Source organism: Agrobacterium fabrum str. C58 (assembly GCF_000092025.1).
Taxonomy (GTDB): domain Bacteria; phylum Pseudomonadota; class Alphaproteobacteria; order Rhizobiales; family Rhizobiaceae; genus Agrobacterium; species Agrobacterium fabrum.
On record NC_003062.2, the window covers coordinates 1,579,599 to 1,591,954 of the forward strand.

General features: G+C 59.1%; 12 protein-coding genes. 7 read left to right on the top strand and 5 right to left on the bottom strand.

Features of this window, described 5'->3' with window-relative positions; translation table 11 throughout:
- Positions 1 to 3 precede the first annotated feature (3 nt).
- From ATU_RS07845 to hemN, 4 genes are all read right to left on the bottom strand, one after another.
- Complete coding sequence (locus tag ATU_RS07845; RefSeq protein ID WP_010971732.1) at positions 4 to 1,200, bottom strand: beta-ketoacyl-ACP synthase; 1,197 nt, start codon at positions 1,198 to 1,200, stop codon at positions 4 to 6.
- A 208-nt stretch (positions 1,201 to 1,408) separates the two neighbouring features.
- Complete coding sequence (locus ATU_RS07850) at positions 1,409 to 1,888, bottom strand: 3-hydroxyacyl-ACP dehydratase FabZ family protein (RefSeq protein ID WP_006316342.1); 480 nt, start codon at positions 1,886 to 1,888, stop codon at positions 1,409 to 1,411.
- Between the two features lie 89 nt (positions 1,889 to 1,977).
- The gene (locus ATU_RS07855) at positions 1,978 to 2,262 is read right to left on the bottom strand and encodes an acyl carrier protein (protein ID WP_003495848.1); all 285 of its coding nucleotides are present in this window, start codon (positions 2,260 to 2,262) and stop codon (positions 1,978 to 1,980) included.
- A gap of 114 nt (positions 2,263 to 2,376) precedes the next feature.
- Complete coding sequence (gene hemN, locus ATU_RS07860; RefSeq protein ID WP_010971733.1) at positions 2,377 to 3,726, bottom strand: oxygen-independent coproporphyrinogen III oxidase; 1,350 nt, start codon at positions 3,724 to 3,726, stop codon at positions 2,377 to 2,379.
- A gap of 213 nt (positions 3,727 to 3,939) precedes the next feature.
- On the opposite strand from hemN, the gene fnrN reads away from it, so the two are divergent.
- Positions 3,940 to 4,665: a transcriptional regulator FnrN gene (gene fnrN, locus ATU_RS07865; RefSeq protein ID WP_010971734.1), complete on the top strand. Its 726-nt coding sequence runs from the start codon at positions 3,940 to 3,942 to the stop codon at positions 4,663 to 4,665.
- A gap of 464 nt (positions 4,666 to 5,129) precedes the next feature.
- Here fnrN and ATU_RS07870 read toward each other — a convergent pair whose 3' ends face one another.
- A complete protein-coding gene (locus ATU_RS07870) occupies positions 5,130 to 5,555 on the bottom strand; it encodes a hypothetical protein (RefSeq protein WP_162991885.1) in 426 nt (141 codons plus the stop codon).
- A 140-nt stretch (positions 5,556 to 5,695) separates the two neighbouring features.
- Between ATU_RS07870 and ATU_RS07875 the strand changes: the two genes are divergently transcribed.
- The 6 genes from ATU_RS07875 to ATU_RS07900 all read left to right on the top strand — a co-directional run bounded on the left by ATU_RS07875 (position 5,696) and on the right by ATU_RS07900 (position 12,328).
- Positions 5,696 to 7,555: a PHA/PHB synthase family protein gene (locus ATU_RS07875; protein WP_010971735.1), complete on the top strand. Its 1,860-nt coding sequence runs from the start codon at positions 5,696 to 5,698 to the stop codon at positions 7,553 to 7,555.
- Between the two features lie 31 nt (positions 7,556 to 7,586).
- A complete protein-coding gene (gene sfsA / locus ATU_RS07880) occupies positions 7,587 to 8,306 on the top strand; it encodes a DNA/RNA nuclease SfsA (RefSeq protein WP_006316347.1) in 720 nt (239 codons plus the stop codon).
- A gap of 31 nt (positions 8,307 to 8,337) precedes the next feature.
- A complete protein-coding gene (map, locus tag ATU_RS07885) occupies positions 8,338 to 9,171 on the top strand; it encodes a type I methionyl aminopeptidase (protein ID WP_169539112.1) in 834 nt (277 codons plus the stop codon).
- A gap of 13 nt (positions 9,172 to 9,184) precedes the next feature.
- The gene (gene radC, locus ATU_RS07890) at positions 9,185 to 10,027 is read left to right on the top strand and encodes a RadC family protein (RefSeq protein ID WP_010971736.1); all 843 of its coding nucleotides are present in this window, start codon (positions 9,185 to 9,187) and stop codon (positions 10,025 to 10,027) included.
- Positions 10,028 to 10,164: 137 nt separating this feature from the next.
- On the top strand, positions 10,165 to 10,587 hold the full coding sequence (locus ATU_RS07895) for a TadE/TadG family type IV pilus assembly protein (RefSeq protein ID WP_006315456.1): 423 nt from the start codon (positions 10,165 to 10,167) through the stop codon (positions 10,585 to 10,587).
- A 1-nt stretch (position 10,588) separates the two neighbouring features.
- Entirely contained in the window at positions 10,589 to 12,328 is a 1,740-nt protein-coding gene (locus ATU_RS07900; RefSeq protein ID WP_010971737.1) for a TadG family pilus assembly protein, read from the top strand.
- Positions 12,329 to 12,356 lie beyond the last annotated feature (28 nt).

Genomic DNA, 12,356 nt, shown 5'->3' on the forward strand with positions numbered 1-12,356 from the left:
TCCTCACACGTCACGGGACAGGACGGCGACACCTTCGCCGCGCACATGCCCGACGGTGGTGACGACAGCCTCTGTGGCCGCTTCGCCCATCGGCTTTTCCGCAGCCGCATCGAAGGTAGGAACCTTCGCGCCGCTTTCAAGCGTCAACGCCGCCAGAGCGAGCCCGAGCGGAAACTGCGCCTCAAGTCCATGACCGGTGACACCGCCGAAACCACGAATGACCGAATTTGGCAGCACCTTTTCGAGAATATCCTTCTCGCGAACCGTTACCTCGTCATAACCGCTCGCGCCGGAAAACACGACGGTCGCAGCGCTGTCCTTTGCAGGCGCAAGCAGGCGCTCCATGCGCTTTTCCATCTTGCCGTCATCGCGGCTGCCACGGTCGCCCTCGATGGCGTCGATGCGGGCATAGATGCGCGCGCCACGCTCGCTGGCATGCTTGCGCGATTCCAGCACGAGGAATGCACCGAGCGAACCGGAAATCATGCCGCCGCCGTCCTGGTCGCCACGCGACCAAAGCGGCTGCCAGCCGCCCTGTGCATGTGCGCCGATGGCTTCGAACAGCAGGATCATGTCGGGACGTTCAGCCGAGAAGGCGCCGCCGACAAGGGCGTGGCTCGATTCACCGGAACGAATGCGATGGAACGCGGTTTCGACGGCGGAAATGCCGGCCGCTTCTTCGCCCATGAAGGTGCGCGACGAACCGGTGACCTTGTGCACGATGGAGATATTGCCGGCCATCAGGTTGGAAAGCTGGGCGAGAAACAGCGTCGGGCGCAGTTCCGTCGTCAGCTTCTCGTTCAGCAGCTTTTCACGGTCGTTGCGCTTCAGCGCCTCATCGACGATCAGCGTGTCGACATTGATGTCGCGCTCGCCGCCGCCGGCGGCAACGATCATGTCCATGGTGGCGCAGGCTTCGGTATTTTCCTTCAGCCCGGCATCATCAAGCGCAAGACCGGCGGCGAAAACGCCGAGACGCTGCCAGTTTTCCATCTGGCGCTGGTCCCCGCGCTTGGCAATCTGTGCCGACCAGTCGATTTCCGGCATGGGATGGACCGGGTAGGGTTTGAATTTTTCGGTCTCGACAACCGGCTCCGGCACGGCGGCTCCAGAAAGAAGCGCCACATGCGCCTGGCTGCCAACGCCGTGACAGGTCACGATGCCGACCCCTGTTATCACCACATCATTGTCAGATTTCATCGTCTGTCATCCTTTGCAGCCGGCCCCGCCGAAACGGTCACGGCTATCCACAGCGGTTGCGAACAACCACTTCATGCGTTGCGGAATAAAGCGCGCGATGCGGATTGGCAATGGCGAAGGCCCGATCCGCCGTCGCGAGCCCACGATTTTCATGCATCGAAACCGGGCCGACGGAAAAAACGCCCTCTTTTGAAACGGGCGGAAGCGCTTATTTCTGCGCGTCCGCGGCAATGGCCGCCATCAGGCCAACTTCCTCGGCCCGCTTCTTGACGATGGGACCGAGCGGAATTTCGCTGAACGGCATGGTGCGCAGTTTCAGTTGCGCGTCGCAGACCTTCTTGCCGGCAGAGGTGATCTTCGCCTTGGTAACGGCAAAGCCCGAACCGTCATGCTCCAGCACCGCCTCGATGTCGAGAACGGCGCCCGGCTCCACGAAGGTGCGCATCTTGGCGCCATCGACCGACATCAGGAACGGCATGGACGCAAAATCGGAAAATGCCAGAACCATCATGCCGGAAGCCTGCGCCATGGTCTCGATCAGGAGTACACCCGGAACCAGCGGCATGCCGGGAAAGTGGCCTTCGAAAACCGGGCTATGGTCCGGAACGACCGACTGCGCCTTCAGCGTGCGCGTCGCCATATCCACGGATTCGACCTTGTCGATCATCTGAAAATATTCAAGCAGCATCGGTCCGGCCTGTCTCTGGTCGGTTGCGACCCGCCCAACAGGGCCGGGTCCGGAAAAAGAAATGCCCGCTCGATGCGGGCATTGTCAGATCAGCCCTTGGCGGCGCGCAATTCGTCGATCTTGGCGCAGAGGTTCTTCAGCACGAAGTATTCTTCGGTGGAAACCTTGCCTTCGTTGACTTCCTGCGTCCACTGCTCGAGCGGAATCTTGATGCCGAATTCCTTGTCGATGGCAAAAACGATATCGAGAAAGTCGAGGCTGTCGATGCCCAGATCGTCGATCGTGTGGCTCTCCGGCGTAATGGTTTCGCGGTCGATTTCGCTGGTTTCGGCGATAATGTCGGCAACCTTGTCGAATGTAGCTGTCACGCCCATAATCCTTATTGTCGTTCGTATGAATTGTTCTTTCTGACGCACCACATAGGCAAGTCGCACAAAAAAGCCAATGGTTTCGTGACGTAACTTTGAAATTTGCCCCAAAACTGTTGCCTAAACAGCAACCGAATGACGGCCGCGTCCATTGCCGAGATAGGTGTCGAAGATTGCCGCGATATGACGCACGAAGGGTTTTCCGACCTCGGTCACGGCAAAAACATCGGCGTCCAGACGCACCACACCATCCCTGTCGCCTGCGGCAAACTGTTGCGCCTGATCCCTCACGGAATGGCTCACCTTGCCGAAACGGTGCTGCATGTCCGAAAGATCGATAGAGAAATCGCACATCAGCCTTTCGATGACATGCGAGCGCAAATGATCGTCCTGCGATAATTCTATACCCTTCACGGCGGCAAGACCGCCTTCACCCACCATGCGCTGATATTCGCGCGTTGCCACCATGTTCTGCACATAGCCCTGCGGCAACCGACCAACGGATGATGCACCAAGCCCGATCAGCGCATCGGCCGTATCGGTGGTATAGCCCTGGAAATTCCGCCGCAGGGCCCCGGCCTCGACGGCCTGGCATAAGGTATCCGCCGGCTTGGCAAAGTGGTCGATGCCGACTGCGCGATATCCCGCCTGCTTCAGCATCTCGCCCGCCATCGTCATCTGGCGGTAACGCTCAGCAATATCAGGCAGCGCGTGTTCGGGGATCAGCGACTGGTGTTTTTTCATCCACGGCACATGGGCATAACCGAAAAGCGCCACCCGGTCCGGATTGAGAGAGACGATCTGACCAACCGTCTTCTTCAATGTCTCGCAGGTCTGGAACGGCAGGCCATAAAGAATGTCGCAATTGACCGAGTGCACGCCCCTCGCCCGCACCGCATCAACGACGGATTTCGTCTGTTGGAAGGACTGGATGCGGTTGATGGTTTTTTGCACTTTGTCATCGAAGTCCTGCACACCGAGGCTTGCCCGCGACATGCCGACGGCGGCAAGCGCATCGTAACGGCTGTCATCCAGATCGTTCGGGTCCATCTCAACGCTGATTTCGGGGTCTAGCCCGAAGGTGAAATGGCGCCGCAGACAGTCCATCAGGCTGACCATGTCATCAGGCTTCAGCATGGTGGGCGAGCCGCCGCCGAAATGCACGGCACTCACCACCGCATCGGGCGAAACAAGTGCGCCAACGGCAGCAATCTCCTGCTTAAGTGCTTCCAGATAAACGGCAATCGGCTCGTATTTCAGCGTGTGCTTGGTGTGACAGGCACAGAACCAGCAGAGCCGGTCACAATAGGGAATGTGCAGGTAAAGCGATATCCGGTTCCTGTGGTTGAGCGCGCCGAGCCAGCCGCGATAGGTCGTGTCATCGATTCCCGCGTGGAAATGCGGAGCGGTCGGATAGCTGGTGTAACGCGGCACTGCACCCGAATATTTGCGAAGAAGTTCCGTATTCATCACCGTATTTGCCTTTTATCAAGAAAATGTCGATTTCCTTCCTTTCAGTAGCGGCTGCGACAGTTTGCAACTTTGACTTCAATCAAATTGCGCCATAAGTTCTTGCTAAAGTAGACGCGGGGACGACGGCTACATGGCTCACGCCCTTAAAGAGACCGGATTTGATATCCACGGTCGCATTTCGTCCCTAAAAGCCAGCATTGGAAAAGGCTTATGGACACGCTGCAGAAGACCATCCACAATTCGGAATACCCCGTCGTATGCCGCTCCTGCGAGGCGCGTCACGGCGGTCTCTGCAGCACGTTGACGCCGCAGCAGCTCTGCGACCTGAACCGTCACTCCAGCCGCAAAAAACTGGAAGCCGGCAATGAGCTGCTTGGCCAGGGGGAGCTCGTCACCTCCTATGGCAACATCCTCAATGGCGTGGTGAAGCTTTCGAAAATGATGTCGGACGGTCGCCAGCAGATCGTCGGCCTGCAATTTGCCCCGGATTTTCTTGGCCGCCCGTTTATGGCGGAAAGCAAGATGACGGCGGAAGCTGCGACCGATGTGGAGATCTGCCTTTTTCCGCGCCGTATCGTCGACCGTATGGTCACCGAAGTGCCTGACATGGAACGCAAGCTGCACAGCCAGTCCCTGAAGGAACTGGACGAGGCGCGCGACTGGATGCTGACGCTGGGGCGCAAATCGGCGCAGGAAAAGGTTGCCAGCTTCCTTTATATGATCGCCACCCATATCGACCCGGAAAATGACGACAAGTCATGCTTCGATCTGCCGCTTTCACGCGCCGATATCGCTGACTTCCTCGGCCTCACCATCGAGACCGTTAGCCGGCAAATGACTAAGCTGCGCAAGGAAGGCACCATCCGCATCGAGAACAACCGCCATATCACGGTGCCGGATCTCGACGTTCTCAGCGAAGCCGCTGGTAACGACTGAGGAAATTAGCCCTTTCACCGCCCCTGAAGTGCGGATGCCCCGAAATTGATGTGTGGCGCCCGCGCCTGAGCGGGTGCGAGCGCAAAACCGGCAAGAACCAGCAAAGCGGCGATGCATTTCATGATATTTCACCCCGTGCCCCGCTGTTTCAGCGGCCTGTTTGTTATGGCCGCATCCTAAGCGGCAAACCGCCTCCATCCGCTTAACATCTTGGGTAAGCGGATGGTTCAGAGGCAGGGTAAAGAAGGTGTTAGGATTGCCGAGAACGGCAGCACCCTTAGCCTTTAATGTCGCTATGGCAGGCTCGGCATCGCCGCTTGTTTCTTCTCCCCGCCGGGGAGAAGAAACAGGATGCACCCGCTCGCTTCATATGCAGCCCCTTGCTCATGACAAAGGGTCCGTTTTGGGTATTGGAGGACGGCAAGGAGCAGTCCCGGGAACCGTTCAAAATGCGCAGTCAAATCTCACTGCGAAGCAGCAGGCGTCGCAACCGGCTTCTGGTTTTCGACGAGCGCCCGCAATTCGGCCACCCGGCGCTTATATTCGGCTTCCGAAATCTGGCCGTTGCGCCGTGCCGCACCAAGGTTCGAAAGGCTTTTTTCCATCTTGGAGGCCTCGTCATCGCCCATCTGGCTGCCTGCGGCCGTCAGCGGCTGGGAAAAGGTCGGATAGGTGCCCGTATCGCGCTTCTGGCTCACTGCGTTGTCGCTGACGGGGCGCGGGCCAACGATTTCGGTCGTTGGGCGGCGCATATGGGCGGGTGCGACGATCGGCTCCGGGGCTTTGCAGGCCGCAAGCGTGGTGGCGAGCATGGCGCAGGATAGCGAAAGCACAGCGATTCTCGCGGCATTTTCCGCATATGTTCCGAATGTGCCCATCTGCTTGCCCATCGTCATGTTCCGCCTGTAAGGATATCTTCCGATATCGAATTCGACTGCGGTTCGGCGCTTTACGAGCCTCCCCTTGCTGGTGGAACTTGTATTCGTTTTCATGCAGAATGTGCAAACACAAATTTGGTGGAGGATCGTGCATGGCAGGTGTTGACGGCGGGGCTGGGAAAAAGGGTGGCAAAACGCCCGGCTTCGACGCCAGTACCGCCGAGGCCTACCTGATCCGCGACCCCGAAACCTTCGCGATCAATGTCGCCCGCGCGCTCGAAAACCTCGGCAAGGCCGCCTCCGAATGGTTGGCGCCGCGCGAACGCGGCGAAATTCCACAGGCAAGCGCCGATCCGGTAACCGATCTGGTCAAGACGCTGTCGGATGTCGCCGAATATTGGATGGCCGAACCGAAGCGGTCGCTGGAGGCGCAGACCCATCTTCTCTCCAGCTATTACGATCTTTGGACGAAATCGCTGGCGCAATTTTCCAATGACGCCGATTCGCCCCCGGAAAATGTGGCCGAAAGCGGCCCTGCACAGCGCAGAAGCAAGCGTTTTGCCGATGCCGACTGGCAGACCAATCCGTTCTTCGATTTCCTGCTGAAAGCCTACCAGACCACCGTCGGTTTCGCCGACCGGATGGTGACGGAAGCCGATGGGCTGGATGAGCATACCCGCACCAAGGCGCTGTTCTACATGCGGCAGGTGACGGAGGCGCTTTCGCCGGCCAATTTCGTCTTCACCAACCCGCAGGTTTTTCGCGAGACGGTGGCCTCCAGTGGCGCCAATCTTGTCAAGGGTATGGCGCAGCTGGCCGAGGATGTCGCGGCCGGCAATGGCCATCTGAAACTGCGCCAGACCGATTACAGCAAATTCGTCATCGGCCAGAACATTGCCGTCACGCCTGGGAAGGTCGTGGCGAAAAGCCCGCTCTGCGAAATCATCCATTATGCGCCGACGACGGAAAAGGTCTTCAAACCGCCGCTGCTGATCGTGCCGCCCTGGATCAACAAATTCTACATTCTCGATCTCAACCCGCAGAAATCCTTCGTCGGCTGGTGCCTCGAGCAGGGCCACAGCGTGTTCATGGTCTCCTGGATCAACCCGGACGCCGGCCTCGCCAACAAGGGCTGGGACGATTATATCAATGAGGGCATCGATTTTGCCCTCGACACCATCGAGGAGCGCACCGGCGAGAAGCAAATCAACGCCATCGGTTATTGCGTCGGCGGCACGCTGTTATCCTCGGCGCTGGCGCTGCATGCGCAGCAGGGCAATGAGCGTATCCGCAGCGCCACGCTGCTCGCCGCCCAGACCGATTTCATCCATGCCGGCGATCTCAAGGTCTTCATCGATGAAGGCCAGCTGGCGGCGCTGGACAAGCACATGCAGGCGGTCGGTTATCTCGATGGCTCGATCATGGCCACCGTCTTCAACATGTTGCGCGCTTCCGACCTCATCTGGCCCTATGTGGTCGATAATTACCTGCGCGGCGCCGAGCCCCTCCCCTTCGATCTCCTCTACTGGAATTCCGATTCGACCCGGGTGACGGCCGCCAGTCATTCCTTCTATCTGCGCAATTGTTACCTCGAGAACAATCTCGCCCGCGGGCTGATGCGCGTTGCCGGCAAGCGCATCAATCTCGGCGATATCACGATACCCGTCTACGATCTCGCCACCCGCGACGATCATATCGCGCCGGCGAAATCGGTCTTCACGGGTGCTGCCCTGTTCGGCGGAACGGTGGAATTCGTGCTCGGCGCGTCAGGCCACATTGCCGGTGTCATCAACCCGCCGCAGCTTGAGAAATACCAATATTGGACAGGCCCGTCACCATCAGGAGACTTCGAGGCCTGGCAGGCGGCCGCCACGGCCCATAAGGGTTCCTGGTGGATGCACTGGCAGAACTGGATCGAAAGCCAGAGCACCGAGAAGGTGAAGGCGCGTAAGCCGGGAGACGGCAAGCGCCCGGTGCTCGGCGACGCGCCGGGAACCTACGTCCTTTCCTGATCTCATCCGCCACTCTCATTTTTCAGGCCACATGCTCTTCACGCCTCCGCTCATTCCCGCCACACTGATTTCCCGCTACAAGCGTTTCCTGTTCGATGCCGTTCTGGAGGACGGCACCGCGATTACCGGCTCCTGCCCCAATACCGGCTCCATGCGTGGGCTGACGACACCGGGCTCCCGTATCTGGCTCTCCGAGCATGACAGCCCGACCCGCAAGTACCGGCACATGTTTGAAATGGTCGAGGCCGATGGCACCGTGGTCGGTATCAATACCGGCATGCCGAACCGGCTGGCGGAAGAAGCGATCCTGAATGGCCGCATCCCGGAACTGGCCGGCTATTCGACAATCCGCCGCGAACAGAAATACGGCCGCAATTCCCGCATCGATTTCCTGCTGTCGGAACCTGGTCGGCCGGATGCCTATGTGGAAGTGAAGAACGTGCATTTCATGCGCGAGAAGGGTCTTGCCGAATTTCCTGATACAGCCACCAAACGTGGCGCCAAACATCTGGAGGAACTGGGTGACGCAGCGGAAGCTGGTTACCGCTCAGTGATGCTCTATCTCATCCAGCGCGACGATTGCGAGCGGATGCGCATCTGCGCCGATCTCGACCCCATCTATGCACTGGCCTTTCAGCGGGCGATGGCACGCGGGGTGGAGGCCTATGCGGTGAAATGCGCGGTCTCGCCGACACAAATTTCGGTCAGCGGAACGGTTAAGATGGACGAATGGCGTCCGGCTGTTTTATGAACAGGGACGTAAAGACACAGAAAGCACTATGATGGTCACCTATATCGACGCAGCCTCCGCCCCCCTCAAGAACACGGGCGTCATCCGCCTCTATACCCCTGAGGATTTCGATGGCATGCGCAAGGCGTGCCAGTTGACGGCGCGGTGCCTCGATGAGCTGGCGGCGATCGTCAAGCCGGGTGTGACGACCGACGCCATCGACCGTTTCGTCTTCGAATTCGGTGCCGACCACGGCGCGCTGCCGGCCACGCTGAATTATCGCGGTTACACGAAATCCGTCTGCACCTCGATCAACCACGTCGTCTGCCACGGCATTCCGGATGAAAAGCCGCTGCGTGATGGCGATATCGTCAATATCGACGTCACCTATGTGCTTGACGGTTGGCATGGCGATTCGAGCCGCATGTATCCTGTCGGCCAGATCAAGCGCGCCGCCGAGCGGCTGATGGAAGTGACCTATGAATGCCTGATGCGCGGTATCGCGGCGGTGAAGCCCGGCACACGCACCGGCGCGATCGGCGCGGCGATCCAGGCCTATGCGGAAGCGGAACGCTGCTCCGTGGTGCGTGATTTCTGCGGCCACGGCGTCGGGCGTCTGTTCCACGACACGCCCAATATCCTGCATTACGGCCAGCCGAATGAAGGCCCGGAAATCCGCGAGGGCATGATCTTCACCATCGAGCCGATGATCAATCTAGGCAAGCCGCATGTGAAGGTGCTCTCCGATGGCTGGACGGCGGTGACCCGCGACCGCTCCCTCTCTGCGCAATATGAACATGCCGTCGGCGTCACCGCCACCGGCTGTGAAATCTTCACGTTGTCGCCCGGCGGCTTCGATCGCCCGGGCTTGCCGCCGCTCGCATAAGGCCAGACCGCCTATGGCAAAACGCCCTGCCCTGCCTTCCGCCGATCTTTCCCCGACGTCAGGCTTTGAGGCTGGCGAAGGCGATCTGTTCAACGGGGCGGATGAGCGCGGCTTTTTCGCCGAACCGCGAAGCGCGCCAAAGAAGGCCGCGCGGGCCGTGACTGCCACAGAACAAGAAGCGGATGCCGCTCACTATCACGGCCACCGCGACCGGCTGCGGACACGTTATCGCGATGGTGGTGATGCAGCACTTGCCGATTATGAATTGCTGGAACTTCTGCTGTTTCGGCTGATCCCGCGACGCGACACCAAACCGATTGCCAAGGCGCTCATCGCCCGTTTCGGAACGCTCGGCAGCGTGCTCGGCGCCCCTTTGCCGCTGTTGCAAGAAGTGAAGGGGGTCGGCGAAGCCGTGGCGCTTGATCTAAAGCTCGTCGCCTCCGTTTCCCAGCGCATGCTGAAAAGCGAAATTCGCAATAAGCAGGTTCTCGGCTCCTGGTCGTCGGTGATCGACTATTGCCATGCCGCCATGGCCCATGAGACGCGCGAGCAGTTCCGCATCCTCTTCCTCGACAAACGCAACGTCCTGATCGCCGACGAGGTGCAGGGTCAGGGAACCGTCGACCATACCCCGGTCTACCCCCGCGAAATCGTGCGCCGGGCGCTTGAATTATCGTCTACAGCCTTGATTTTAATACATAATCATCCGAGTGGGGACCCGACCCCTTCGCGTGCAGATATCGAGATGACCAAAACCATCATCGATACGGCAAAGCCGCTCGGCATCACCGTCCACGACCATATCATCATCGGCAAGGACGGCCACGCCAGCTTCAAGGGCCTTCGGCTGATCTGAAGCAGACGCGAATGTTTAAGAACGGCTGCAACCCATAAGAGCGGCATCAACAAAAAATTAACACCTATAAATTAGCATTTCCGAAAATAATAAATCAAGGCATCGAACCTTGATGCCTGAAGGAACGGGGGTGCTTTATGTTTAATGGAGTGCGTTTCTTTCGCGATCGGTCCGGCTCGTCAGCTGTCGAGTTCGCCATCATCGCACCGATTTTCTTTCTCGTCCTGCTGACCATGATCGCCTACGGTATCTATCTGATGGCGGCCTATTCGGTGCAGCAGATCGCCGCCGACGCGGCAAGAACGGCGGTTGCCGGGCTGAACACGACCGAACGTCAGCAGCTTGCCCGGGATTTCGTCACCAAAAGCGACCTCAGCTACGCCTTCATGGACAAGACGCGCTTCACCGTCAATGTCGCCACCGATCCCGCCAATGCCAACCAGTTTACGGTCAAAGTCGAATACGACGCCCGCAACCTGCCGATCTGGAGCCTCTATAGCTATACCCTGCCCGAGCCGGTCATCCGGCGTTTTTCCACCATCCGGATCGGAGGAGCATGACATGCGGACCATTCCTTCCCTGCTTCCCCGCTTCCTCAAGGATAAAACGGGCAACATCGCCATTTCGGCCGGGCTCACCGCGCCGCTCTTCATCGGCATATTGGCGCTGGGCGTCGACTACGGTTACCTGACATTGCAGAAACGGCAATTGCAGCAGACCGCAGATCTCGCGGCCATCTCGGCGGCAGCCAATGCCACAGATGCCGAAAAGGCAGTCCAGCAATATTTCGCCCTCAACGGCATGGATCTCGGCGTCAAGACGGACCAGGGTCTTTTGACCGCCAAGGGGCTGCAACCCTTCGATCCCTTGAATGAATTTGCCAGCAGCAAGGGTTATGCCGAAGTCATCAAGGGTCACTATGAGCCGGATGCGACCGTTCCTGTCGGCAAGCGTTTCGTCGACAATGCCTTGCCCACCAATGCCATCAAGGTGAACATCGTCGAACAGGGGCAGATATTCTTTGCCTCCGCCTTCACCAAGCCGCCCAAGGTCTCGGCAGTCGGAACGGCCTCATCCCAGAAGATCGCCGCATTTTCGGTGGGATCGCGGCTGGCGAGCCTCGATGAGGGAATTCTCAACAGCCTGCTCGGCGGCCTTCTCGGCACCACGGTGTCGTTGAAACTCATGGATTATCAGGCGCTTCTCGCCGCCGACGTCAATGCGCTGAAGATCGTGGAGGCGCTGGCCATCGATCTCAACCTCACCGCCGGCACCTACAAGGATGTGTTGCAGACGGAAATCAGCTACGGCAAATTCCTCGACGTGCTGACCAAAACCACCGGCTTGCAGCCGGCCGTGGTCAACATTTTGAATACACTGCAAAAAACAGCCAACAAAAGCAACGTCAAGATCAAGCTCGAGGAAATCCTCAATCTCGGTCCCTTCTCCGACAAGCTGATCGGTACGGGTGAAAACCTCAAGGTGACAGCCGGCGTCTTCGATCTCATCAATGCCGCTGCCGTGGCGGGCAATGGCGGCAACCAGCTGGCGCTTAATCTCAACGCCAATCTCCTCGGCCTCGCCTCGGTCAAGGCAACGCTTGCCATCGGTGAACCGCCCGTCGAAACACCGTCGCTCGCCGTCGGCGGCCAGGGCACCATCGTGCGGACCGCGCAGACCCGGCTGGCGGTCAATGTCGTGGTCGACGGGCTGCAGGCCATTGCCGGCCTCAAGGTCAATCTTCCGCTTTATGTGGAAGTCGCCCATGCCGAAGCGCGGCTTGCCGATATTCGCTGCACGGGCGGCGGACAGGGCACGGTGGATGTGGAAGTCGTTCCCGGCGTTGCCGAAATCGCACTCGGCAATGTCGACACCTCGGCCTTTGCCAATTTCGGCAAGGATCCGCGCGTGACCAAGGCAGCCATCGTGGACTCGGCGCTGCTTGCCATCAATGGCAGCGCCCTCATCAACGCCACCAACATGACGAAGACCAAACTGACCTTCACCCAGTCGGATATTACGCAAGCCAAGATCAAGAGCGTCTCGACCAAAGACACCGTCACCACCCTTGTCAGCTCACTGCTGAAGAACCTTAATCTGGATATCCGGCTCCTCTTCCTCAACATTGATCTGGGAGGTTTGGCGGGCATCCAGGCAGCGCTTGCCAACACGCTTGCGGTGGTCACCGCGCCCGTCGATCAGCTGCTCTACAACGTGCTTCTGGTTCTCGGCGTCAAGATCGGCGAAGCCGATGTGCGGGTCACCGACGTTCGCTGCCAGCAGCCGGCACTGGTGCAATAATCCCGTCACCGCCCATAAAAAAGCCGCC